This window comes from Mycobacterium sp., assembly GCF_035274705.1.
GTDB lineage: Bacteria > Actinomycetota > Actinomycetes > Mycobacteriales > Mycobacteriaceae > Mycobacterium.
This window is the reverse complement of record NZ_DATENY010000098.1, coordinates 21,238-45,467: the sequence shown is the minus strand read 5'-3', so window position 1 is coordinate 45,467 and position 24,230 is coordinate 21,238. Positions and strand designations below refer to the sequence as shown.

The 24,230-nt window shown below is 65.8% G+C and carries 25 protein-coding genes; 14 read left to right on the top strand and 11 right to left on the bottom strand.

Going from position 1 to position 24,230, the window contains the following annotated elements; translation table 11 throughout:
* Both VJV41_RS20885 and VJV41_RS20880 read left to right on the top strand, forming a co-directional pair.
* A partial coding sequence (locus VJV41_RS20885) for an FAD-linked oxidase C-terminal domain-containing protein (RefSeq protein ID WP_325336931.1) occupies positions 1-651 on the top strand: 651 nt, incomplete at its 5' end.
* Positions 648-1,550, top strand: coding sequence for a diacylglycerol kinase (locus VJV41_RS20880; RefSeq protein WP_325336930.1), 903 nt, complete (start codon positions 648-650; stop codon positions 1,548-1,550). The genes VJV41_RS20885 and VJV41_RS20880, both read left to right, overlap by 4 nt.
* 72 nt (positions 1,551-1,622) lie before the next feature.
* On the opposite strand, the gene VJV41_RS20875 is transcribed toward VJV41_RS20880, so the two are convergent.
* The 4 genes from VJV41_RS20875 to VJV41_RS20860 form a co-directional block, all read right to left on the bottom strand.
* Positions 1,623-2,135 carry a DUF3145 domain-containing protein gene (locus VJV41_RS20875; protein ID WP_325336929.1) on the bottom strand — a complete coding sequence of 171 codons (513 nt, stop codon included), beginning with the start codon at positions 2,133-2,135 and terminating at the stop codon, positions 1,623-1,625.
* Between the two features lie 118 nt (positions 2,136-2,253).
* Positions 2,254-3,078: a serine hydrolase domain-containing protein gene (locus VJV41_RS20870; protein WP_325336928.1), complete on the bottom strand. Its 825-nt coding sequence runs from the start codon at positions 3,076-3,078 to the stop codon at positions 2,254-2,256.
* A gap of 11 nt (positions 3,079-3,089) precedes the next feature.
* The gene (locus VJV41_RS20865) at positions 3,090-4,160 is read right to left on the bottom strand and encodes a class I SAM-dependent methyltransferase (RefSeq protein ID WP_325336927.1); all 1,071 of its coding nucleotides are present in this window, start codon (positions 4,158-4,160) and stop codon (positions 3,090-3,092) included.
* Positions 4,161-4,182: 22 nt separating this feature from the next.
* Entirely contained in the window at positions 4,183-4,980 is a 798-nt protein-coding gene (locus VJV41_RS20860; RefSeq protein ID WP_325336926.1) for a class III extradiol ring-cleavage dioxygenase, read from the bottom strand.
* Positions 4,981-5,120: 140 nt separating this feature from the next.
* On the opposite strand from VJV41_RS20860, the gene VJV41_RS20855 reads away from it, so the two are divergent.
* A complete protein-coding gene (locus tag VJV41_RS20855; protein WP_325336925.1) occupies positions 5,121-6,209 on the top strand; it encodes an S-(hydroxymethyl)mycothiol dehydrogenase in 1,089 nt (362 codons plus the stop codon).
* Positions 6,206-6,847: an MBL fold metallo-hydrolase gene (locus VJV41_RS20850; protein WP_325336924.1), complete on the top strand. Its 642-nt coding sequence runs from the start codon at positions 6,206-6,208 to the stop codon at positions 6,845-6,847. The genes VJV41_RS20855 and VJV41_RS20850 overlap by 4 nt, the downstream gene beginning before the upstream one ends.
* Here VJV41_RS20850 and VJV41_RS20845 read toward each other — a convergent pair.
* On the bottom strand, positions 6,844-7,584 hold the full coding sequence (locus VJV41_RS20845) for an SHOCT domain-containing protein (protein ID WP_325336923.1): 741 nt from the start codon (positions 7,582-7,584) through the stop codon (positions 6,844-6,846). The two genes, VJV41_RS20850 and VJV41_RS20845, sit on opposite strands and share 4 nt — an antisense overlap.
* Positions 7,585-7,666: 82 nt before the next feature.
* Between VJV41_RS20845 and VJV41_RS20840 the strand changes: the two genes are divergently transcribed.
* The gene (locus VJV41_RS20840; RefSeq protein WP_325336933.1) at positions 7,667-8,755 is read left to right on the top strand and encodes an SAM-dependent methyltransferase; all 1,089 of its coding nucleotides are present in this window, start codon (positions 7,667-7,669) and stop codon (positions 8,753-8,755) included.
* Positions 8,756-8,757: 2 nt separating this feature from the next.
* Here VJV41_RS20840 and VJV41_RS20835 read toward each other — a convergent pair whose 3' ends face one another.
* Positions 8,758-9,720 carry a GlxA family transcriptional regulator gene (locus VJV41_RS20835; RefSeq protein ID WP_325336922.1) on the bottom strand — a complete coding sequence of 321 codons (963 nt, stop codon included), beginning with the start codon at positions 9,718-9,720 and terminating at the stop codon, positions 8,758-8,760.
* 113 nt (positions 9,721-9,833) lie between these two features.
* Here VJV41_RS20835 and VJV41_RS20830 point away from each other — a divergent pair, with 113 nt between their 5' ends.
* The 4 genes from VJV41_RS20830 (at position 9,834) to VJV41_RS20815 (ending at position 12,281) form a co-directional block, all read left to right on the top strand.
* The gene (locus tag VJV41_RS20830) at positions 9,834-10,667 is read left to right on the top strand and encodes an SDR family NAD(P)-dependent oxidoreductase (protein ID WP_325336921.1); all 834 of its coding nucleotides are present in this window, start codon (positions 9,834-9,836) and stop codon (positions 10,665-10,667) included.
* 4 nt (positions 10,668-10,671) lie between these two features.
* Positions 10,672-11,286: a helix-turn-helix domain-containing protein gene (locus VJV41_RS20825; RefSeq protein WP_325336920.1), complete on the top strand. Its 615-nt coding sequence runs from the start codon at positions 10,672-10,674 to the stop codon at positions 11,284-11,286.
* A 78-nt stretch (positions 11,287-11,364) separates the two neighbouring features.
* The gene (locus VJV41_RS20820) at positions 11,365-11,991 is read left to right on the top strand and encodes a DJ-1/PfpI family protein (RefSeq protein WP_325336919.1); all 627 of its coding nucleotides are present in this window, start codon (positions 11,365-11,367) and stop codon (positions 11,989-11,991) included.
* Complete coding sequence (locus VJV41_RS20815; RefSeq protein ID WP_325336918.1) at positions 11,982-12,281, top strand: hypothetical protein; 300 nt, start codon at positions 11,982-11,984, stop codon at positions 12,279-12,281. Before VJV41_RS20820 ends, VJV41_RS20815 begins: the two co-directional genes overlap by 10 nt.
* On the opposite strand, the gene VJV41_RS20810 is transcribed toward VJV41_RS20815, so the two are convergent.
* From VJV41_RS20810 to VJV41_RS20795, 4 genes are all read right to left on the bottom strand, one after another.
* Positions 12,278-14,029 carry an acyl-CoA dehydrogenase family protein gene (locus VJV41_RS20810; RefSeq protein WP_325336917.1) on the bottom strand — a complete coding sequence of 584 codons (1,752 nt, stop codon included), beginning with the start codon at positions 14,027-14,029 and terminating at the stop codon, positions 12,278-12,280. The two genes, VJV41_RS20815 and VJV41_RS20810, sit on opposite strands and share 4 nt — an antisense overlap.
* Positions 14,030-14,038: 9 nt before the next feature.
* Positions 14,039-15,784, bottom strand: a complete 1,746-nt coding sequence (locus VJV41_RS20805; protein WP_325336916.1) for an Hsp70 family protein — start codon at positions 15,782-15,784, stop codon at positions 14,039-14,041.
* Positions 15,785-15,847: 63 nt separating this feature from the next.
* Entirely contained in the window at positions 15,848-16,945 is a 1,098-nt protein-coding gene (locus VJV41_RS20800; RefSeq protein ID WP_414685013.1) for a dihydrodipicolinate reductase, read from the bottom strand.
* Entirely contained in the window at positions 16,926-17,672 is a 747-nt protein-coding gene (locus tag VJV41_RS20795; RefSeq protein ID WP_325336914.1) for a potassium channel family protein, read from the bottom strand. Before VJV41_RS20795 ends, VJV41_RS20800 begins: the two co-directional genes overlap by 20 nt.
* A gap of 71 nt (positions 17,673-17,743) precedes the next feature.
* Here VJV41_RS20795 and VJV41_RS20790 point away from each other — a divergent pair, with 71 nt between their 5' ends.
* Positions 17,744-18,484: a 3-oxoacyl-ACP reductase family protein gene (locus VJV41_RS20790; RefSeq protein WP_325336913.1), complete on the top strand. Its 741-nt coding sequence runs from the start codon at positions 17,744-17,746 to the stop codon at positions 18,482-18,484.
* A gap of 47 nt (positions 18,485-18,531) precedes the next feature.
* Here the strand turns inward: VJV41_RS20790 and VJV41_RS20785 are convergent, their stop codons facing one another.
* Positions 18,532-19,053 (bottom strand): hypothetical protein, encoded by a 522-nt coding sequence (locus VJV41_RS20785; RefSeq protein WP_325336912.1) that lies wholly within the window; start codon positions 19,051-19,053, stop codon positions 18,532-18,534.
* 143 nt (positions 19,054-19,196) lie between these two features.
* Here VJV41_RS20785 and VJV41_RS20780 point away from each other — a divergent pair, with 143 nt between their 5' ends.
* The 4 genes from VJV41_RS20780 to VJV41_RS20765 are packed head-to-tail and all read left to right on the top strand — an operon-like array spanning position 19,197 to position 24,203.
* Positions 19,197-20,732, top strand: coding sequence for an ABC transporter substrate-binding protein (locus tag VJV41_RS20780; protein ID WP_325336911.1), 1,536 nt, complete (start codon positions 19,197-19,199; stop codon positions 20,730-20,732).
* Positions 20,729-21,697: an ABC transporter permease gene (locus VJV41_RS20775; RefSeq protein ID WP_325336910.1), complete on the top strand. Its 969-nt coding sequence runs from the start codon at positions 20,729-20,731 to the stop codon at positions 21,695-21,697. Before VJV41_RS20780 ends, VJV41_RS20775 begins: the two co-directional genes overlap by 4 nt.
* Positions 21,694-22,578, top strand: coding sequence for an ABC transporter permease (locus tag VJV41_RS20770; RefSeq protein ID WP_325336909.1), 885 nt, complete (start codon positions 21,694-21,696; stop codon positions 22,576-22,578). The genes VJV41_RS20775 and VJV41_RS20770 overlap by 4 nt, the downstream gene beginning before the upstream one ends.
* Entirely contained in the window at positions 22,575-24,203 is a 1,629-nt protein-coding gene (locus tag VJV41_RS20765) for an ABC transporter ATP-binding protein (RefSeq protein WP_325336908.1), read from the top strand. Before VJV41_RS20770 ends, VJV41_RS20765 begins: the two co-directional genes overlap by 4 nt.
* The last annotated feature ends 27 nt before the right edge of the window (positions 24,204-24,230 follow it).

The window sequence follows — 24,230 nt, the reverse complement described above, 5'->3', positions numbered from 1 at the left end:
TCCGACGAGGCCGAGACCGGCGTCAACCTCGCGACCACCGAAAGCATCGGCGAACAGAAGATCACGGGCGGCTGTCTGGCGATCACGGTGTTCGAGGGAACCGAGGCGCACGTCGAAAGCAGGCACGCCGAGACCCGTGCGGTGCTTCAAGCCAACGGCGGCACGTCGCTGGGTGAAGCGCCGGCCCGCGCGTGGGAGCATGGCCGGTTCAGCGCGCCGTATCTACGCGATTCGCTGCTGTCCGCAGGCGCACTGTGTGAAACGCTGGAGACCGCGACGAACTGGTCGAACGTGTCCGCACTCAAGGCAGCGGTCACGGAGGCTTTGACGGCCTCACTCGCCGAATCGGGCACGCCGGCGCTTGTGCTGTGCCACATTTCGCATGTGTATCCCACCGGAGCGTCGCTGTACTTCACGGTCGTGGCGGGGCAGCGCGGCAATCCGATCGAACAGTGGCGCAAGGCGAAGGCCGCCGCGTCCGATGCGATGATGCGCACCGGCGGCACGATCACCCACCACCACGCCGTTGGCGCCGACCACCGGCCGTGGATGAGTGACGAGGTCGGCGACCTCGGAGTCGCGGTGTTACGGGCCGTCAAGGCCACGCTCGACCCGGCGGGAATCCTAAACCCGGGCAAGCTAATTCCTTGACCGAGGTCGCCAGGGTCACGATGCTGACCAATCCGATGTCGGGGCATGGCAATGCGCCGCATGCGGCCGAGCGGGCGATTGCGCGGTTCCAAGAACGTGGGGTCGACGTCTGCGAAATCGTCGGCACCGACGCCGACCATGCGCGTCGATTGGTTGACGAAGCCGTCGAGCGGGGCACCGATGCCCTGGTGGTGTGTGGCGGCGATGGTGTCATTTCGCTTGCGCTGCAGTCGTTGGCGCTCGGCGACATTCCGCTGGGCATCATCCCGGCGGGCACCGGCAATGACCATGCGCGCGAATATCGGATTCCCAAAAATGCGGAAGCGGCCGCCGACGTGGTCGCGGACGGCTGGACGGAAACCGTCGACCTCGGCCGCATCGACAACCATGCGGGCACGCAGAGATGGTTCGGCACGGTGATGGCCGCGGGTTTCGATTCGCTTGTGAGCGACCGCACCAATCGCATGCGATGGCCGCACGGCCGGATGCGCTACAACCTCGCGATCGTCGCCGAGTTGTCACGGCTTCGGCCGTTGCCGTTCCGGCTGGCGTTCGACGACGGCCAGACGATCGTCGCCGATCTGACCCTGGTCGCGTTCGGCAACACGAGAAGCTACGGCGGCGGAATGCTGATCTGTCCTGAGGCCGATCACGCCGACGGCCAACTCGACATCACGATGGTGCACGCGACGTCGCGAACCCGGCTGATTCGCTTGTTCCCTACGGTTTTCAAGGGCACACACACGGAACTCGATCGGGTCAGTACGGCGCGTGCGAGATCGGTCAGCGTGGGCTCCCCCGGCATCAACGCCTACGCCGACGGCGAGTACGTCTGTCCGCTTCCTGTCGACGTGTCGGCGGTACCCGCGGCGTTGAAGGTCCTTACGCCCCGTTCCTAGCGCGAGCAGACATAAAACTGCCCAATTTGCCGCCGAAATAGGCAGTTTTGCGTCTGCTCGCGAGTGAAAACGTCAGCCCACGCCGCGGTTGAGCCAGCTCACCTCGGCCGAGTCGCCGCCGTCGCGGTAGGGCTCCAGCGCCTCGTCCCATGCGGTGCCGAGCACCGAGTCCAGTTCGGCGGCCAGCGTGTCGGCGCCCGACGCCATCAGCGTGCGCAGCCGCATCTCGCCGACCATCACGTCGCCGTTGGCGCTCATCGGACCGCTCCACAACCCGAGCTGCGGGGTATGGCACCAGCGGTGCCCGTCCACGCCCTCGCTGGGATCCTCGGTCACCTCGAACCGCAGCACCGACCACGACCGCAGCGCGTTGGCCAGCTGCGCCCCGGTGCCGACGGGCCCGACCCAGTTGGTGATCGCCCGGAGCTGTCCGGGCATGGCCGGCTGCGGGGTCCACTTCAGGTTCGCCCTCGCTTGAAGGGTCGACGACAACGCCCACTCGACATGCGGGCACACCGCCGCGGGTGAGGCGTGGATGTAGACCACGCCCGTCGTCGCGTCGGCGAATTGGTTCGCTGCACGCATCTGCTGCTCCTTCGGCTCCACGAGGGACGTCTTCCCCAACGACCTGGTAGGCGCCGAATTATTTACAGATGTGTATGTGTCGTGCGTGTCTATTGTGCCTTGTGAGACCCCTGTTGCGCTAGTTCCCCGCAAATTCTCTCAGGACTTCGTCAGACAGCGCCGGCCACAGCGGATAGGTCCAGTCGGCAAAGTTGCGGTCGGTGAGCACGACGAGCGCCACGTCGGCGTCCGGATCCACCCACAAAAACGTCCCTGACTGGCCGAAATGCCCGTATGTGAGGCCCGAGTTCGCCGAGCCGGTCCAGTGCGGCGATTTGCCGTCGCGGATCTCGAAGCCGAGCCCCCAGTCGTTGGGCCGCTGCATCCCGAAGCCCGGTAATACGCCGTCCAGACCAGGAAACTGCACGTCGATCGCCTCGGCGTGCATCTGCTCCGATACCGTCGCCGGGCGCAGGAGGTCTTGGGCAAATACCGCGAGGTCCGCCACCGTCGACGTCGCCCCGAATCCCGCCGCCTCGGCGCCGCCCTCCAGCGTCGTGTCCGCCATTCCGAGCGGTTCGAACACCGCCTCGGCCAGGTATCGGCCGAAGTCGATGCCCGAGCTCTGCTCGAGGGTCTCGGCGAGCACCTGGAATCCGTAGTTCGAGTAGACCCGGCGCTTGCCGGGCTCCTTGATCGACTCGTCCGACCGCATCGACAACCCCGACGCATGGGCGAGCAAATGCCTCACCGTGGCGCCCGGCGGACCGGCAGGTGTATCGAGTTCGACGACGCCTTCTTCGATGGCGATCTGCGCCGCGCGGGCGACGAGCGGTTTGGTCACCGACGCGAGCGCGAAGCGCCGCCTCGTGTCGCCATGGGATGCCAGAACGCTCGACGGCCCGACCACCGCGGCCGACACGGACGTCACCGGCCAGTCGGCTACCGCATCCAGCGCGCTCATCGCGCGCGAGCTTACTTGCGGGCGACGTAGTAGAGGTTGATCGGGTCGGATTCGATCTCGTGGACCTCGACGTCGGCGAATCCGGCGTCGGCGAGCATCGACGTGGCGAGCTGCCGCCCCCAGCAAGTGCCCAGTCCCGCGCCGTCCAGCCCGAGCGACACGCTCATGCAGTGCATCGTCGAGACGGTGTAGAGGTATGGCGCCAGCGGCACGCCGATGTTGTCCTCGACATCACTCGACGCCTTGACGTCGACCATCAGCAGCACCCCGCCCGGCCGCAACGCGCGATAGATGTTGTCCAACACCTGCGCCGGCTGCGCCTGGTCGTGGATCGCATCGAAAACCGTCACGACGTCGTAGGCTTCAGCCGCGTCCAGCGCGGCGACGTCCGCCTTCATGAAGGTGGCGTTCTCGAGGCCCAGACGGCGAGCCTCCGCGGTGCCCACGGCCAAACCCTCGTCGGAGAAATCGATACCGGTGAACCGGCTGGCCGGGAACGCCCGTGCCATCACATTGATGGCGTGCCCACTGCCACAACCGATGTCGGCGACGTCGGCACCCTCTCGGAGTCGTTCGGGCAGACCGTCGGCCATCGGCAGGATGGCGTCGACGAGCGCCGCGTCGAACACCTCGCCGCTCTCCTCGGCCATCAGCTTGTGGAACCGGGGATAAGCGCTGTAGGGCAATCCGCCGCCCTCATAGAAGCAGCCGATGATCTTCTGCTCGACCTCGCCGAGCAGCGGTATGAACTGCGCGACACGGGACAGGTTGTCGGGCCCGGCGGCACGGGTCAACACCGCGGCGCGATGGCGCGGCAGCGAATACTTCTGCGAGGCAGGGTCGTAATCGACAACGCGGCAGGTAACCACGCCGCCCAGCCACTCGCGCACATAGCGTTCGTTGAGCCCGGCGGCGTCCGCGATCTGCGCGCTGGTGGCCGGCGGGAGTTCCGCCAGCGTGTCGAACAGCTTGGTCTGGTGTCCGATCGACAGCAGGATGGCCAGGCTGGCGCCGTCGATCGCGCCGACCATGCGCTCAGCGAATTCCTCGGTGGTGTCGGTGTTGGGGTCAAGCGTCGTCATGCCAACCTCAACGGTAGTGCGGTCAGACCAGTTCAATCGAGCGTTTCGCCAGTCCCATCCAATACCCGTCGATGACCTGCCTTGGCGATTGGCCCGGGTCGCTCGACGCGCCGAGCGCGACGAACAACGGCGAGAAGTGCTCGATCGTCGGGTGCGCGTACGGCATGCCGGGCGCCTTCTTTCGAAAGTCGATGAGCGCGTCGACGTCGCCGGCGGCGAATCGCTCGCCGGCCCACGCGTCGAACTCCTTCGACCAGTCAGGTGCGGCGGCGTCCGGCGACGGATCCTCGAGAAACGGCAGTCCATGTGTGGTGAATCCGGAGCCGATGATCAGCACGCCGTCGTCGCGTAGCGGACGCAGCCGCTGACCGAGATGCAGCAGCCGCTGCGGGTCCAGCGTGGGCATCGAGATCTGCAGCACCGGGATGGTGGCGTCGGGATACATGACCGTCAGGGGAACGTAAGCGCCGTGGTCCAGCCTGCGGTCCGGGTCGTGGCTCACGGGTTCGTCATCGGGCATCAGCGCCTCGACTCGGGTAGCCAGATCCGCCGCACCGGGCGCGTCGTACGTGACGTCGTAATAGTGCTGCGGAAATCCCCAGAAGTCGTAGGTCAGTGGCGTTTTTGTGGTTGTCGACCCGATCGTCAGCGGCGCCGCCTCCCAATGGGCCGAGACGACGAGGATCGCCGTCGGCGTCGGCAGTTCGCGGGCCCACGCCGCGAGCTGGGACACCCAGAGTTCGTCATCGACGAGTGGCGGCGCGCCGTGCGACAGATAGAGGGCCGGAGGCGCTTGGCCGCCGACATCGGACAGAGGCATCACTCCCCCAGCCTGCCACCCGCGCGAGGTACCCGCCGAAACAGCTCCGCGGCGGCGGGCAGCTCAGGTTTCGGTCCAGAACGCGATCTGTGCGCAGGCTCGACATATCGCGGACGCCGGCACGCTTTAGGGTTCAACCCATGAGTCAAACGGTGCGCGGTGTGATTTCACGGAAAAAGGGTGAGCCGGTCGAGGTGGTCGATGTCGTCATCCCCGATCCGGGTCCGGGCGAGGTCGTCGTCGACGTCATCGCCTGTGGCGTCTGCCACACGGACCTGACCTACCGCGACGGCGGAATCAACGACGAGTTTCCGTTCCTGCTCGGCCACGAGGCGGCCGGCACCGTCGAATCGGTGGGCCCGGGCGTGACGAACGTCGAACCGGGCGATTTCGTGATCCTGAACTGGCGGGCCGTGTGCGGTCAGTGCCGGGCGTGTAAGCGTGGCCGCCCGTGGTACTGCTTCTCGACGTTCAATGCCGAGCAACCGATGACGTTGACCGACGGCACGGAGCTGACCCCCGCACTGGGCATCGGCGCGTTCGCCGACAAGACGCTGGTGCACGAGGGCCAGTGCACCAAGGTCGACCCGGCCGCCGATCCCGCGGTGGCCGGCCTGCTGGGCTGCGGGGTGATGGCCGGCCTTGGTGCGGCGGTCAACACCGGCGCGGTCACCCGCGATGACACTGTGGCGGTGATCGGCTGCGGCGGAGTCGGAGATGCTGCCATCGCAGGCGCGTGGCTGGCCGGGGCCAAGCGAATCATCGCCGTGGACACCGACAACAAGAAGCTGGACTGGGCGCGTGATTTCGGCGCCACGCACACCATCAACGCGCGCGAACTCGATCCGGTGAAGACCATCCAGGACCTGACGGACGGAAACGGCGCCGACGTGGTGATCGACGCGGTCGGCCGGCCCGAGACCTGGAAGCAGGCATTCTATGCCCGCGACCTCGCGGGAACCGTTGTGCTGGTGGGTGTTCCGACTCCTGACATGACGCTGGAAATGCCCCTGATCGACTTCTTCTCCCGCGGCGGCTCGCTGAAGTCGTCCTGGTACGGCGACTGCCTCCCTGAGCGCGACTTCCCGACCCTGATCAGCCTGTACCTGCAGGGCCGGCTGCCGCTGGAGAAGTTCGTGTCCGAACGCATCGGGCTCGACGACATCGAAGAGGCGTTCCACAAGATGCACGCCGGCGAGGTGCTGCGCTCGGTCGTGGTCCTGAAATGAACGGCGGACCGATTCAGCGCGGCATCTCCCGGGTGGTGACCCACGGCACCTTCGAACTCGACGGCGGCAGTTGGGAAGTCGACAACAACATCTGGGTCGTCGGCGACGACTCGGAGGTCGTGGTGTTCGACGCGGCGCACGACGCCGGCCCGATCGTGATGGCGGTCCGCGGGCGCCATGTGAAGGCGGTCGTGTGCACCCACGGGCACAACGACCACGTGACCGTCGCCCCCGAACTCGGCGATGCGCTCGACGCGCCGGTGCTACTGCATCCGGGCGACGATGCGCTGTGGCGAATGACACATCCCGACAAGGATTTTCGTCCCGTCAACGACGGTGACGTACTGACCGTCGGCGGCCTCGAACTGCGGGCCCTGCACACGCCCGGTCATTCACCGGGGTCGGTGTGCTGGTACGTGCCCGAGCTGGCCGCCGTATTTTCCGGCGACACCCTGTTCCAGGGCGGACCTGGCGCGACGGGTCGGTCGTTTTCGGACTTCCCCACCATCCTCGAATCGATCTCGGGGCGGCTCGGCAAGCTGCCGGGCGAAACCGTCGTCTACACCGGCCACGGCGACGCCACGACGATCGGCGACGAAATCGTCCACTACGACGAATGGGTCGCCCGCGGCCACTAATCGCCGAGGATACGGCGCTTCTCCGCTTTGAATTCCGCGTCGGTCAGTGCGCCCGAATCCCGCAGGGCTGCCAAGGTCCTGAGCTGTTCGAGCCTGGCCCCTTGGTCCGTGGGTGTATAGCTGGCGGCGGATCCCGCACTCCATGTCGGCTGGTCGAGCGACACCAGTTCCTGCGGTGCGAGAGGCCGGGCCTTCTTACTGGACCGCGCCGACCACAGCATCGAGGCGACAAGGTCGATCACCCCGAATACGAACAGCGCGACGAAGACCCAGACCAGCCATCCGTAGGAACTGCTGTGGCCGAACGCGAGCGACGGGTTGATGTAGCCGTTGACCTGACCGTCGGTCTTGACACCATAGGTGCCCTCAGCGGGGATCTGCACCACCCACACGCGGACGTGGGCGTCGCTGTTGACAGTCGTTGTGCTGCCGAAGTTCTCGGTCACCACTGGATCCGCCACCCCGTCCGGCGGTAAGAGCCGCATCTTGAGCTCAGGCACCGGCAGTCCCCCGCCGCTGGGGCTGCCGATTACTTGCGTGTGGAAGCTGACGGTCACCTCCCCGGCGGGCAGATGCAGACTGCTGGACCCGGGGATGGGTACCTCGCCGTAGGCGTCGTACTCGTCGAGGACGAAGGCGTTGAGGATCAGCGTCACGATGAAACCGACGATCGATACCACCAGGGTCAGGATCGACACCCCGACCAGAACGCGCGCCGCGGTCCGTTGCCGACTCATGGGCGAAGTCTGTCATGGGAGCGGAGCGAAGACTACCGTCGTAGGTGACGATTTGTTTGCAAGCGCGGTTGTGGAGGTGACGTTGCCTGAATCCAGCATCGTCGTGCGGCCACAACCGATGGAGAGCGGGACGTACACGGCGACTTCGCGACTCCAGGCGGCGGGATTGCGCCCGGCGATCCAGCTTTTCGAGCAGGCCGCTTCCCAGGTGCCGCTCCCGTCGCCGCCTCAGCCGATCGTCATCGCCGACTACGGTGCGTCGAACGGACACAATTCGCTGCTGCCTGTCGGCGCGGCAATCGCCGTGCTACGCAAGCGCACCCGCCCGGAGCATTCGATCTTGGTCGCCCACACCGACGTGCCGGACAACGACTTCACGGCGATGTTTCAGACACTGGCCGACGACCCGGACGCCTACCTGAGCAAGGACGCCGCGACGTTCGCGTCGGCGGTCGGTCGCTCCTTCTACTCGCAGATTCTGCCGTCCGACAGTGTCCATCTCGGCTGGAGTTCCTGGGCGATCCAGTGGCTGAGCCGCGTGCCTGCGCCGATCCCGGACCATGTGCACATTGCTTACAGCGCCGACGAAGGCGTGCGTGCCGCATACGCCAAGCAGGCTGCTCACGACTGGCACGAATTCGTCGCGTTCCGCGGCCGCGAACTGTGCCCCGGCGGCCGTCTTGTGGTGATGACGATGGCCATCGGTGACGACGGCGATTACGGCTACCGCCCGCTGTTCAGGAGCATGCTCGCCGGGCTGGCCGAACTGGTCGACCAAGGGCTGATCACCCAAGACGAGGTGCACCGCATGTGCATCCCGACCGTCTCTCGTCAGGCCGCTGATTTTCTGTTGCCGTTCGCGCCCAAGGGCCGGTTCGAGCGCCTGGAGATCGAGCACCTCGAGGTGTTCGACGCACAGGACCGGTTCTGGGCGCAGTACCAAGTCGACCACGACGCAAAGGCTTTCGGCGCGCTGTGGGCGGCATTCGCCAGGGCATCGGTGTTTCCGACGATGGCGACCGCACTCGTCGGTGGCCGGGCCGATCCTCGGTGTGTCGAATTCATGAACCGGCTAGAGGCCGGCGTTGCCGCGCGGATGGCGGCCGAACCCGAGCAGATGCAGATACCGCTGGCGCATGTGGTGCTGTGGAAGCGGCCGACGGCACACTGACTTCAGCCGGCCATCCGATCGCGAAAGGTGTTGCGGTAGTGGGCAGGCGCGACACCAGTGAGCCGGCGGAACTGCTCGCGGAAGTTGGCCGGCGAACTGAATCCGACCTCACGGCCGATCCGTTCGACGCCGTAGGCCGTGCCTTCCAGAAGCTGCTGGGCATGACGCACCCGCACGCCTGTCACCCACTGCATGGGGGTCTGTCCGGTCTCGGCCTGGAAGCGGCGGTTCAGGGTGCGCACGCTCATCGCGGCATGGCGGGCGATGTCACGCAGTGTCAAGTCGCGATGGGCCTGCTGCTCGATCCAAGCCAGCACGTCGTCGAGTTCCGTACGCGCGGCAATGTGGTTGGCCGGTAGGCAATTTCGCAAGATGAACTGTGCCTGTCCGCCGCTTCGGTGCAGCGGCGCGACCGCAAGCCGCGCCGCATCGGCGGCGACCGCGGCGCCGTAGTCACGGGCGACCATGTGCAGGCACAAGTCCATCCCCGCCGATGCGCCGGCCGATGTCAGCACCTGTCCCTCGTCGACGTAGAGAACATCGGGATCGAGATTGACGGCTGGGAACGCGACGCGGAACAAGTCGGCTGCGACCCAGTGAGTCGTCGCGCGTTTTCCGTCGAGCAGTCCAGCCTCGGCGAGTGTGAAGGCACCCGAGCAGATCGACGCGATCCGAGTGCCGGCGGCGAACGCTGACTGCAGCGCGTGTAGCACTTCTTCGGCGGTACCAACGCTGACGTCATTGCGGCCGGGAACGATGATCGTGTCCGCGCCGTCGAGCTCAGCGACGCCGTGGTCGGTGGCGATGCGCATCGGACCCGCACTGACGACGGGTTCGGTTCCACACACCAGCACCCGGTATCCCCGCTCACCGGATGGCAGCTCCACACGGCCGAACACCTCAACGGCGGTGCTCAAGTCGAACGCGATCGTATCCGGGAGGGCGAGGACCGCGACGGTGTGCACGGTCTGACAGTAACAAGCCGATGGCAATATCTTAGTCGACCAATGCTATCTAGCCACGAACCCAAGCTTCAATATTGACTGATTATCAATCAGTGCGCGATGCTGATTGCAATATGCGAAAACGCGGGATGGACTTGCGGGGCAGCCGGGTAGTGCTGACTGGCGCTTCGAGCGGAATCGGCAGGGCGTTGGCGCTCGCATTGGCCCACAAAGGCGCAGAACTAGTATTGGCCGCGCGCCGCCGAATATTGCTCGAGCGCCTCGCCGAGGAAATCGCGGCGGCTGGTCATCGACGACCCGCGATCGTCGATACCGACCTTTCCGAACGAGGCGCCGCCGAGTCGTTGGGCGAGCACGCTGTGACGCTCCTTGACGGCACCGTCGACGTGGTGATCAACAACGCAGGCGCAAGCGTCGCCGGGCCGCAGTCACACATCGGCGATTCGGCGATGGCCCGAGCGCTGTTTGAGGTGAATGTGTGGTCCCCGCTGGCACTTAACGCTGCCGTGTTGCCTCGCATGCTCGCCAACGGCTCGGGAACCATCGTCAACGTCACTTCGACCGTGCAGGCGGTGCCGCTACCGCTGCTTGGCTATTACTCGGCATCGAAAGCCGCACTGGCCCAAGCCACTCGGTCACTTCGGCTGGAGCTGGCAGAGACCCCGATTCGGGTTCTCGAGGTCGTTCCCGGCTCGACCGAGACGCCGCTGCGCGATATCGACAGTCTGCCGTGGAAGTCGACGCCACCGAAGTCAATGCCGCCGGTGTCACCGGAATCGACGGCGGCCGCGGTTGTGCGCGCTTTGCAGCGCGGTGCGACGCGGGTCGTCTATCCGTCTTATTCGCTTGTGCCACTGGAGTTACCTGTTGTCGGGCGCCTGATCGCTCGTGTCGGCGGTCGCCGCGTCAACACACGGGCTGCGCTTGTGGGCGACGGGTTGGATTGAGGAGATGTCGGCCGACCGTCGCCAGCGGATCATCGATGCGGCACGCCGGTTATTCGCGTCACGACCGTACGACCAAGTCACCACCTCTGAGATTGCAAGAAACGCGGGTGTGGCTTACGGGCTGATCGCGCATCATTTCGAGAACAAGCGTGGCCTGTACCTCGCGGTGATGAACGAAATCGCCGAAGAGATCGCACAGCTACATCTCGCGCCGGCTCCGAGCGACGCGTCGTTGCTCGACCAGCTGCGACATGCGCTACGCAACCACATCGCATACATCGACTCGTATTCCGACAGTTTCGTTGCGTTGATGCGCGGGGCACTGGGGGCCGATACGGAACATCAAGCCGCCGTCGAGCGGTTGCGCTGGGTGGGTGCCCAACGAATCCTGTTGGCGCTCGGGTTCACCGAGCCGATCCCGGCGATATTGCGCACCGCGATGCACGGCTGGGTCGGCTACCTGGACGAGATGATGATCGATCGCATCGCGCACCGCGACGTCGATGCCGAATCACTCGTCGAACTGGCCGCCGCCGCGTTGGTCACCACCTTGCGCACAGCCGCCGCGATCGATCCCGCAATCGTCTCCGACGACGTGCTCGACGTCCTCGACGCGTAAGGGTCGTTGGCAACATCTCGGCGGGACATGGCTTCTTGACCACTGGTCTTTCGCGACGCCCGTCGCGACCATCACGATGTGCATGCACAGATTGTGTTGTTCGACGGGTTCGACCCCCTTGACGTGATTGCGCCGTTCGAGGTGCTCGCGGCGGGCGGCGAGACAGTTGGCTGCGACTTGACGGTCGAGCTGGTATCCGCCGAGGGTCCGCGTCCGGTGGTCAGTGGCACCCTCGGTCTGGCGCTGAACGCGACGGCCAAACTCGATCCGTCGAAGCCTGGCATCGTGATCGTTCCGGGCGCCAGCGGACCCATCGAGGGCGACCCCGACGAGGTCGACACCATTCCAGTGCTGCTGGCCCGGTTCGGCGAGACCGACGCGGCGCCGTTGATGCGCCAGGCGATGGCTAACCCCGATGTCACGGTGGCGACCGTGTGCGGCGGTTCGCTCGCGCTGGCGATGGCGGGGCTGCTGGAGGGCCGCAACGCGGTGACGCATGTGCTGGGTATCGACGTGCTGGAAGCCACGGGGGTCAACGTGGTGCGGGCGCGCGTGGTCGACGACGGCGACCTTGTAACCGCGGGCGGCGTCACGTCAGGCCTCGACCTCGCCCTGCATCTGCTGGACCGAGCCTATGGACCGCGCGTTGCGCTGGCCGTCGAGGAACTGTTCGAGTACGAGCGACGGGGCACGGTATGGACGTGATCGGCGACTGGGACGTGACCATCAAGACCCCGATCGGATCGCTGCAGATCCTGTACACCTTCACCGGAGACGGCGGCACGCTCGCCGGGAGCGCGACGGGCCGCGGCGAGACGGTGGCTCTGCGCGACATCACCGTTGCAGGACAGCGTATTACGTGGAAGCAGTCGGTGACCAAACCGATGCGGCTTAACCTCGATTTCGACGTCTTGGTCGACGGGAACCGACTCACCGGGCATTCGAAAGCCGGGCGCCTGCCGCGGTCGACCGTTACCGGCGTGAGGCGCCGCTAGGGCCGCATCTCGTAGGCGCCGTCGTAAGTCTTCACCCGTTCCCAGACGCGATTGAACCGTTCGGCGTCGGCTACCGGTTTGCGGATCGCGCCAACGGCCCAGTCCTGCTGCGCCTGCGTCGAGCTCGGTTTACCGTGCAGCGCAACGGCATACGTGCTGAAGTCGCGGATCTGGAAGTCGAAGATCTGATCGACGACGTCGTCGTCCAGCCCGGTCAATGCGGCCTGCTCGAGGATCAGCTGTCCGTACACGATCAGCGAGAACAGGTGCCCGACGTTGAGCAGGAAGTCGAGATCCCTCTGCTGCTCGGCATCCGGAGCCGCGGTCATCAGCAACGTCTTGAATGCTTGCGCCTGCTCATAGAACCGCGCGACGTTGGGGATGCTCGAGTGCTTCTCGTAACCCGTTGTCCAGTCGACGAATTGCACCTTGCCGGCGCCGCGAGTGGGTCCCTGGCTCCAGAAGAAGGTGTCGTCCGTGGCGTCGTTACGAGTCGGGATCTCGGGATACTCGCGAGGGTTGAGCATGTAATTCGGCATGAACTTCAGCACCAGGCCGACGTTCACGTGCACGGTGCCCTCCAACCGGGGCAGCGCGCCGATCAGTTGGGCGACCTCACGGAACATCGTGTTCTTCTCGTATCCCTTGGCGGCGACCACGTCGTGCAGCGCCCGCACAATGGTTTCGCCCTCCATCGTGACCTTGGCCTTGGTCACCGGGTTGAACAGTAGGTAGCGCCGGTCGTCGAGGCTGGCGCTGCGGAAGTAGTCGACCGTGCGCTGGCTGAACAGCTTCATCGCGACCAAACGCGCATAGGAGTCAACGAAAGTCGCTCGCACATGCGGGAAGTCGGTGACCGGGTTGCCGTACAGAATGCGGTTCTGCGCGTGGGTGATCGCCTCGTAGAAGGCGTGCTCGGCCATGCCGATCGAACACGTGCACAGGTTGAACTTTCCGACGTTCACCGTATTCAGTGCCGCCGCAAAGGCTTCCACACCGGTGTGCAGAATGTCCTCGGCGCGCACCGGATAGTTTTCCAGCCGGAAGGTGCTCACGTAGATCTGCATGTGCACGACGTTGTCGATCAGGTGGTAGTTCTCGTGGCCGCTGTCGGCGGCGAAGAACACGTATGCTTGATCTCCGTCTAAGTCGCCGTCGATGTCGCCGCGCCGGCCGAACACCGACACCATGCTCGCGACGTTGCCGTTGCCGATGTAGTACTTCTCCCCCGACGCCCGGTAGAGGATGCCGTTGGCGCGGTCCTCGTCGCTCGCGGGTGTGAGCACCATGTCGGTGTTGTAGACATCGGCGCCGTGTTCGCGTTCTGACAGCCCGAACGCCATCACCTCGCCCGCTTCGAGGTCGCGGGCGGCCTTGCGCTTGGCGTCGGCGTTGTCGCTCTGCCAGATCGGCCCGAGGCCCAAGATGGTGACCTGCTCGGTGTACCAGTAGGTCAGGCCGTAGAAGCCGAGGATTTCGGACAGCGCGGCATTGCGGGCGGCGTCCCAGCGCGTGTCAGCGCCGCCGAACTCCGAGGGCGTGAGGAATGTGGCGAACAGCTTTTCCCGCTTGACGAAATCGACGAAATCCGCGGGCCACTGCGCCGCCAGGTCGTTGTCGAGTAGACGTTTCTTGCCCTGACTCTCAAACCAGTCGATCGTCGAGCGCAGTAGCCGACGCGTCTGCGCGTCGAACTGCTGCGGGTCATACGTGTTCGGATCGAAGAGCAAGCCGTCCGTCTGCGTCATTTCGCGAGCCTAGGGCTGCGGGGGTGGCTGCGGTGCCGGAACCCACGGCAGACCCGGGATCGTCGGGTACGGCGCGGTCGGGCTCCACGGCGGCTGCGTCGTCGGCGGCGGCGCCTCGGTCGTCGGCGGCGCCTCGGTCGTCGGCGGTGGCGGCGCAGCTTCAGACGTCGGCGGTGGAGGCGGCGCCTCAGTGGCGGTCACCGGTGGCGGCGCCTGCCGCGTGACCGTGCGGGTCTGGGGTGCCTGCGTCTGCGGCAGCGGGGCCTGCTCGGTGGGAGGCGGCGCGGCAGCCGTCGTCGTGGGCGCCGGCGTGGTGGTCGTGACGGGAGTCGTGGTCGCCGCCGGCGTCGGGGTGCTGTCGTCGCGCAGCACGAACAGCACCGCCGCGGCAAGCGCCGCCAACAGCGCGACAAGGCCGACTCCGGCGAGCGCGGCCGGGCGCCGGTACCACGGCAGCGGGGCCGGCTCGTCGTCGTACGGTTCATGGCCGAACTGCATCTGTGGGCGGGCACCGTCAGTGTCGGCGGCCGCCGTGTAGTCGTAGGGGTCGGTCGGAGCCACCTCCGGAACGTCGTCGGCGTCGGACCACGCCAACGCACGGAAGGTGCTCGAGGAGGGCCCCGCCTGCGGATCCACCTCGGGTGCCGTCGCTGTGGCAAGGCCCGCAGCGGCCACTGCACCGGGCGCGGCGGCCATTGACGTCATGCCCTCGTCGACCGTGCCGCGTACTGCCCGCAGTCCGCCGCCGATCGCGGCGGTCAGCTCCGGCTGCGCGGTCGTGATGACCGGTACGCGGAAGTGCTCGGACAGCGTTGTGGTGATGATCGGTATGCGCGCACCCCCACCCACCGACGCCACGGCGACGAGGTCGGCGGCCTGAATTCCGCTGCGGTCCACGGTTTCTGAAACCACGCCGACGAAGTCGGCGAGCGGCTGCCGCATCATCTCGTCGAGCTCGTTGCGGGTGAGCCTGACGTCGCTGCGATGTCCGGGAAACTCGGCGACCAGCGACGTGACAGCACTGGTCGACAACCGTTCCTTCGCGCCGCGGCACTGGCCGCGCAGCTTGCTCAGCGAGCCGATCGCAGAGGTGCTGGACAGGTCGATGGTGCCTGCCGCGGACAGGTCGTTGATGACGTGGGTCAGCAGCGCCTGGTCGATCAGGTCACCGGACAGGTCGGCATGGCGGACGGTCTGGCCGATCGGTTGGAAGCCGTTGGCGGCGTCGACCAGCGTGATGCTGGTGCCGGTGCCGCCGAAGTCGCAGAGCGCTATGACGCCGCGGGTGGGCACCCCGGGGTTGTCCTGCAATGCGACCAATGCCGCGGTGGCGTCGGAGACAAGCGGCGCCGGCGTGGGGTGGCCGAACTCCGGGATCGCGGCCAACGCGTGCCGAAGGGAATCGACGGACGCCTGGCGCCAGTGCGCGGGATGGGTCACGGCGACGGGCTCCGCTGGCGGCCGGCCGCGGCCGACCGCGTAGAACATCGCCCGCAATGCGTCGGCCAGCAGCGCATCAGCGTGATGGGTGGAGCCGTCGGAGGCGACGATGCCGACCGGGTCGCCGACGCGGTCGACGAAGTCGGTGATGATCAGGCCGCGCTCGGTCAGGTTGGGGTTCTCACTGGGAACGCCGACCTCGGGCGGCCGGTGTGGATACAGCGTCAATACCGGGGACCGCGTCACCGCGGTCCGGCCAACTACGACGGCCGCCAGGTTGGTCGCACCAACCGACAGCCCTACCCCGTCAGACATGTCACTCCGTCTCGATATGAACCCTATCCGGTTATCAATCTTGTCTGACGGGGTTGGTGTTACTCAGCGAATAGTCCCCGCACCGGGAATCAGTGGTAAATCCAAAGCGGTCACCCAGCCTGGCGAAAGGTCGTTGACAGCCGGAACGGCGTTGAGGGCGCGCATGCCGGTGGCGAGGCAGCCGGCGGCGGCCGCGTCGCGCCCGGAGCCGTCAGTGAACCGGAACGCCGTCTCCTGAAAAATGCTCGGCGTGCCCTCGATGTCAACGCGATAGACGTCGTTTTCGTTGCCTGAGGGCCAGTCGGGCGCGGCATCGTTGCCGATCCGGTTGACGTGCTCGAGCTGGATGCGGGTCTCACCGTGGTAGATGCCGTTGATCGTGAACCGAACGGCCGCGACATTGCCCGGCGCGATGATGCCCTTGGCGGTCTTGCGCTCGTTTGGAGTCACCCACTTGTCCCAAGTGGTGGTGATCTCGTCGAGCATGATGCCCGCAGCATGGGCGATCATGGGAACTGTTGCGCCCCAAGCGAACACCAGGATATCGGGGGTTTCCAGGAGCGGGCGATATTCGGGCGGCTTGCCGATGCCCATCTCGACTTCGTAGTCACCTTCATAGTTGGTGTAGTCCAGCAGTTCGGATGCCCGCACCTTGCGGACCTCCGAGCACAGGCCCATCAGCGTCATCGGAAACAAGTCGTTGGCGAACCCCGGGTCGATACCGGTGGTGAAGCACGACGACTCGCCGAGCTCGCAAGCCTCGGTGATGGGTTCGATCCAGTTCGGCGGGTTGAGGTGCATGGTGGGCCACACCCATGGCGTCATCGCGGTTGAGCACACGTCGATTCCGGCCCGCAAGAAGCGGGTGATCAGCGCGATGTTGTCGTCGGCGTGTGCGGCGGTCGGGCCGAAGTGCACGAGCGCGTCGGGCCGCAGGGCGATGAGCGCGTCGACGTCATCGGTGGCCGCCAAACCGAGCTTCGCGCCGATGCCGCAGATCTCGCCGACGTCGCGGCCCACCTTCTCGGCGTTGCTCACACCGACGCCGACGAGGTCGAATCGCGGGTGCTTGACGATCTCGGCGATCACCATCCGGCCGACGAAACCCGTGCCCCAGACGACAATTCGTTTCGCGCCAGAATCAGTCACGGGCTTCACCATAGGCGGGCTCGCGATCGTCGGTGACCGACTTGGCGAGTCGTCGGATTTCGGCGCGCAGCTCCTCGATGTGCGCAACGGTGGCGGCCTGGTTGGCGGCATCCTCTTCGCCGACGCGCTCGATGATCCACGATGCCAGCGTCGCGGTGACCACACCCAACAGACTGATTCCGGCGATCATCAACGCGACAGCCACCAGACGGCCCGTGGTTGTGACGGGAGTCAGGTCGCCGTATCCGACGGTGGTCACGGTGGTGACCGCCCACCACAAAGCGTCGCCGAAGTTCTTGATGTACGCGCCGGGGTGACCGCGCTCGGCCTGCAGGATCGCCAGTGCCGCGGCGTACACGATGACGACGGCGCCGCAGATCGTGTAGATGATGACCCGGCCGCGGATCGTGTGCCCGACCGCGCGCTGCAGGGACTCGATGACGACGGCGAGGCTCAGCAGCCGCAGCGGACGCAGGAACGGCAGCACGACGATCGCGAGGTCGAAAAGGTGGCGGACGAACCACTTGCCGCGGGGTTCGGCGAGGTACAGCCGTGCCAGATAGTCGGCGACGAAGACCAGATACGTCACCCACATTGCGAGACCGACCGCGTGGGCGGCGTGCCCCTGAGGTTGAGCCAGCACCTGAATCGAATACAGGCCTAGGAAAAAGAGCGCGACCGTCGCAAGCGGCCACTCTGTCCGCCGCTCGAAACGCTCGAGCCGAGTTTGCGTAGTCATCAATCGCCGACCCTAACCACAGTCGACGTAACTCAGGGAATGAACTCGGCGCTATATGCATTTAAGGGCGCATGACAACACTTGCGGGACGGCGAGCATTGGTGACCGGCGGGTCGCGCGGTATCGGCGCGGAGATCGTGCGGCGGCTGGCGTCGGACGGCGCCGCGGTCGCATTCACGTACGGGGCGTCGGCAGCGGACGCCGAGAAGCTGGTGGCCGAAGTGACCGCCGACGGCGGCACAGCGGTGGCGATACGGGCCGACAGCGCTGACCCGGACCAGGTAGCCGCATCCGTGGACGAAACCGTTGCGCAGCTGGGTGGATTGGACGTCTTGGTCAACAACGCCGGCGTCGCCTATTTCGGCGATGCCGAGTCGTTCCCGTTGGAGGAGTTCGAGCGTCTCGTGGCGATCAACGTGCGCGGGGTTTTCGTTGCCAGCCAGCGAGCCATCCCGCATCTCGGCGAGGGCGGCCGGATCATCAACATCGGCAGCGTCAACGGGGACTGGGTTCCCCTTCCGGGGCTCTCGGTGTACGCGATGACGAAGGGCGCCGTGGCGGGGCTGACCCGTGCGCTGGCGCGCGAACTCGGGCCTCGCGGTATCACGGTCAACAATGTCCAGCCCGGGCCGATCGCAACCGACATGAACCCTGACGAAGGCGAATTCGCAGATTCACTGCGGCAGATGATGCCGCTCGGGCGCTACGGCCATCCGCGCGAAATCGCCAGCGCGGTCAGCTATCTTGCCGGGCCGGAGGCCTCTTACATCACCGGCGTCAACTGGGACGTCGACGGCGGAATCACCGTCTAGAGAACAGGCAGCCAGATCTCCCGACCTCCGGTTGCGTTGCGTTACATCTACTGGCAGATGCGCAGGCCGGCCGGCTCGCAGTAGAGCGGATACTGCTCGACCGGAATCGGCAACGGCTCCTTGAACGACAGCGTGAACGGCGTGGTGATTTTGCCGGGCGGGAGGCCACAAACGTCGTTGTGGAAGACGGTGCGAGTCCCGGTCATCGTCAGGTCGTCGATCTTGACCGTCTCCGTGGTGGGCGCCCAGCTGCCATCCGGGCACTGAATGCCCTCCCGCCTGTTGGTGTTGATCTGCCACACCCCTCCGGTCAAATAAGCATCACCGCCGGTGAGGCCGAGCGACGGGGACACGTGTAACCGGCAGGCGACCGGCAAGTTCAGCGGCTCGCGCAGGTCGCCGACGACAGGAACGCACGACGGCCAGATGTCGTAGGTGCCGCTCGTGCCGTCCTGCGAGGTGTAGTTGTAGATGCCCTGCATGACCTGATCCGCCTGCGACGGCGCCGCAAACCCGAGAGCAGCACAAACAAAGACAGCGACAGTGGCGAGCCGGCGGATGATCGTCACGATGTGCGTCCCTTCGGTCCGTGCGCGGTGCCCCGGATTATCTCAGTGTTCTATCAGCGAAGTCACTACTTTGGCGGGCGCCGCGTTTCGCTCACCGCCCCGAGCGGGTAGAGAGCCGAGGGCAGGCGATTCGGGGTGATCTGATGACGAGATCGGCGGTGATGACCGTCGTCGGTGCCATCGCCGCCGTCGTCTGCGCCCTGACTGCGTGCTCGACCGGCGAAAGGGTCGACCTCGGCGGCGCCACGTCGGGCAATCTCATCGCGGCCATCGCCGGTGAGCCCGACCAACTCGACCCCCACAAGACCACTGCCTACTTCTCCTTCGAGGTGCTCGAGAACGTCTTCGACACCTTGGTCGAGCCCGACGAGAACCTTGAGATGCGGCCGGCGCTGGCCGAGTCGTGGGACGTCAGCCCCGATCAGCTCGCGTGGACCTTCCACCTGCGCAAGGGTGTCACCTTCCACGACGGCAGCCCGTTCACCGCCGATGATGTCGTGTACTCCTACCGGCGCATCATCGACGACAAACTCGCGAACTCCGACAAATTCAGCGCAGTCAGCGATATCAGCGCACCGAATCCATCCACCGTCGCCATCCGGGTCAAGCAACCCACGCCAAACCTGCTGACCAATCTGGGCGGCTTCAAGGGCGTAGCGATCGTCCAGCGGCGCAACGTGGAAAGCGGCCAGATCGCCACGCATCCGATCGGTACCGGACCGTTTTCGTTCGAGGGCCAGAAGAGCGGTGATTCGATCGCGCTGAAGGCCAACCCCGCGTATTGGGGCGGGCCACCGAAAGTCGCCGGCATCACCTTCCGTTTCATCTCCGAGCCGTCGACGGCCTTGTCGGCCTTGCAGGCAGGCGAAATCGACTGGACGGATTCGATTCCTCCACAACGGGTCTCACAACTCACCGGCGACAACTCGATACGACTCGCAGTGACACCGAGCAACGACTACTGGTATTTGGCGCTCAATCAGGCCCGCCCGCCATGGAACGACGTACGGGTACGGCAGGCGATCGCCTACGCCATCGACCGGGCCGCGATCGTGCAGGCCACCAGCTACGGCACCGCTGCCGCCAACCAGCTTGCAATCCCAAAGGGCAATCCTTGGTACACGCCCTTCAACACGTACCGCCGTGACATCGACAAGGCGAAGAGCCTCCTGGGCGAGGCCGGTGCATCCCCGCGCGCCCTTGACATGCTCGTGACGAACGAGTACCCCGAGACCGTCACGGCCGCGCAGATCATCGCGGACAACCTTGCGCCGCTGGGGATCACGGTGAACATCCGCACGGTCGACTTCGCCACGTGGCTCGACGAGCAGAACAGCGGCCACTTCGACATGCTCATGATGGGCTGGCTCGGAAACATCGACCCTGACGACTTCTACTACGCCCAGCACCACACGAACGGAACGAGCAACGCCCAGGAATACTCGAACCCCGAAGTCGACCGGTTGCTCGACGCCGGCCGCGTGGAGACCAACCGGGCCGCACGCGCCGACGACTACGCCAAGGCATCGACCACCATTGCCGACGAGTGCAGCTACATCTACCTGTACAACCCTTCGGTCATCCAGGCGTGGAACACCAACCTGTCCGGGTACGACGCCCGCCGCGACGGGGCCATCCGCTTTCGTTCGGCAAGCCTGACGCAAGGCGAAACACAGTGAAGCGCTTCATCACTCATCCGATCACTCGGTTTCTGGCACGCCGCCTGCTGTACTCGCTGATTGTCCTGTTCGGCGTGCTCGTGCTCGTGTTCGCCCTCGTGCATCTGGTGCCCGGCGACCCCGTGCGCATCGCGCTCGGAACCCGTTACACCCCAGAGGCTTACGACGCGTTGCGTTCGGCGAGTGGTTTGGACAAGCCGATTGTCGAGCAGTTCTTCACCTATATCGGTTCGGCGCTCACCGGCGACCTGGGCGTGAGCTTCCGCAACGGCGATCCCGTCACAGTCACCCTTCTGGAACGCCTGCCGGCGACGGTCTCACTGGCCGTGGTCGGCATTGCGATCGCCCTGCTGATCGCGCTTCCGGCCGGTGTATGGTCGGCGCTGCACGAGGGCCGGATCAGCGACGTGATCGTGCGCATCACAAGCCAATTCGGGGTGTCGATCCCCGACTTCTGGATGGGCATCCTGCTGATCGCGCTTTTCGCGTCGACGCTCGGCTGGCTTCCGACATCGGGATACCGCCCGCTGTTCGACGATCCCGGGGGCTGGCTGCGTCATATCGTGCTGCCCGGCCTCACCGTCGGACTCGTCGCGGCGGCCATCATGACGCGCTACGTCCGATCCGCGGCGCTGGAGGTCGCCTCCGCGGGCTACGTGCGTACCGCGCGGTCGAAAGGCTTGTCGCCCAGCGTCGTAACGTTACGGCACACCCTGCGCAACGCATTGATCCCCGTGCTGACCATCACAGGCATCCAGCTCGCCACGATCCTGGGCGGTGTCATCGTCGTCGAGGTGGTGTTCGCCTGGCCGGGTCTCGGGCGTCTGGTCTACAACGCCGTCGCGGCAAGGGACTACCCGGTCATCCAGGGTGCGGTGCTGCTCATCGCGGTGCTGTTTCTGCTCATCAACTTGATCGTGGATGCGCTGTACGCGGTCGTCGACCCCAGAATCAGGCTGTCATGACCGCGGACACATCGACCGAGACGACGCGGGTGTCCTCGTGGCGGTTACTGCTCGCCAATCCGGTCACGGTGGGCAGCGCGATCGTCCTCGCCGTCATCGCCGTCGTCGCCGTGACGGCCCAGTGGATCGCGCCCTTCGGCATCAACGACATCGACGTACCGAACGCCCTTCGCCCGCCCAGCGGCGAGCATTGGTTCGGCACAGACGAACTCGGCCGCGACGTCTTCTCACGCGTGCTGGTGGCGATACAGGCGTCGATGCGGGTGGCGGTCGTCAGCGTGGCGTTCGCCGTCGTGGTCGGCGTGACTGTCGGCATCGTCGCGGGCTATCGCGGGGGCTGGCTGGACACCGTGTTCATGCGCATTGTCGACGTGATGTTCGCGTTCCCCGTGCTGCTGCTGGCGTTGGCGGTCGTCGCCATCCTCGGACCCGGTGTGACGACAACGATTCTGGCGATCGGCATCGTTTACACCCCGATCTTCGCGCGGGTCGCCCGCGCCAGCACGCTCAGCGTGCGCGTGGAACCGTACGTCACGGTGTCGCGCACGATGGGTACCGGCGACTTCTACATTCTCACTCGTCACGTTTTGCCGAATATCGCCGGTCCGCTGATCGTGCAGACGTCGCTGTCGCTGGCGTTCGCGATCCTGTCCGAAGCCGCACTCTCTTTCCTGGGCCTGGGCATTCAACCTCCCGAGCCGTCGTTGGGCCGGATGATTTTCGACTCGCAGGGATTCGTGACCATGGCGTGGTGGATGGCGGTGTTCCCTGGCGCCGCGATCGTCGTCGCGGTGCTTGCCTCCAATCTCCTCGGAGACGGGCTGCGTGACGTGCTCGATCCCAAACAGCGCACGATGAGCGAAGCGCGGATGCAGCGATGACCAAAACTGTCCTCAAACCCGTTCTGAGCGTTCGCGATTTGCATGTGCGCATCGGCAGCCGCGAGATCGTGCGTGGCGTCTCGTTCGACGTGTCCCTCGAGCAGACACTGGGCATCGTCGGCGAGTCCGGGTCCGGCAAGTCGATGACAGTGCTCGCCGCCACCGGGCTTCTGGACGCGCCGGGCGCCGTCGTCACAGGTTCCAGCACGATCGCACAGGACGCGGCGCCGACCGAACTCGTCGGGGCGTCAGCACGCACACTGCGTACCGTGCACGGCGGCCGGATCGGATTCGTGTTCCAAGATCCCGGAACATCGCTGAACCCGCTGCTGACGCTGGAGCGTCAGATCACCGAATCGCTTGAGGCACACCGAAAGATGACGCGCCGAGCGGCGACCGGGCGTGCGCTCGAACTGCTCGAGGCGGTCGGCCTACCCGAACCGCAGAACCGGCTGCACTCCTATCCCCATCAGCTCTCGGGAGGCCAACGACAGCGCGTCATGGTCGCGATCGCCCTGGCGTGCGACCCCGAACTGCTCATCGCCGACGAGCCCACCACGTCGCTGGACGTGACCACGCAGGCGCAGATCATCGACCTCGTCCGCGACCTGCAACGCGATTTCGGCACCGCGGTGGTGTGGATCAGCCACGATCTCGGTGTCATCGGCCAGGTCGCCGACGATGTCACAGTCCTGCGCGACGGTGAGGCCGTGGAGCAGGCCCTGATCCTCGATGTGTTCGACCGTCCGCAACACGACTACACCCGTGAACTACTGGAAGCGCGGCCGCTCGTCGGTGGTTCGGGTCCGGTTCCGGCGCCCGAGGACGCCGCGGTCCTGCTGCGCGTCGACGGTCTCGACGTGAAGTTTCCGGTGACGACGCCCGTCGGCCGGTCGACCATCCATGCGGTCAAGGACCTCTCGTTCGAGATCCGGCGCGGCACGACGCTGGGGCTGGTCGGCGAATCGGGTTCAGGTAAGTCGACGGTGGCCGGTGCGCTCACCGGTTTGGTGGAGCCGGATGCCGGGCGCGCGTCGCTGGACGATGTTGACATATTCGGTGTGCGCGGCCGCTCGGAGAAGGCGCTGCGCCGGCGGATCAGCCTCGTGATGCAGGATCCGTTCTCGTCACTGGACACACGCATCCAGGTGGGTAGCGCGATCGGCGAGCCGCTATTCGTGCATCGCCTCGCCAAGAGCACGCGCGAACGGCAGACGCGCGTCGCGGAGCTGCTCGAACTCGTCGGATTGCCAACGTCATTCGCGTCTCGATACCCGCATGAACTTTCAGGCGGTCAACGGCAGCGGGTGAGCATCGCGCGTGCGCTGGCCACCGAGCCTGATCTAGTCATCCTCGATGAGTCGACCGCATCGCTCGATGTTTCGGTGCAGGCTCGCGTGCTCGAGTTGCTCGCCCGCTTACAGCGCGACATGCGGCTGACGTATCTGTTCATCGCGCACGATCTCGCGGTGGTCGAGCAGGTGAGCCACGACGTTCTCGTCATGCGCGACGGTGAGGCCGTCGAGTATCGCAGTGCGAGAGAACTGTTCGCCGCACCGGAGCACGCCTACACGCGCGCCCTGTTGGCGGCGGTCCCTCCTGCACGGCCACGCACCGCTGTCTGACGCGTCGCCAGGCCGTGAGATGGTCAT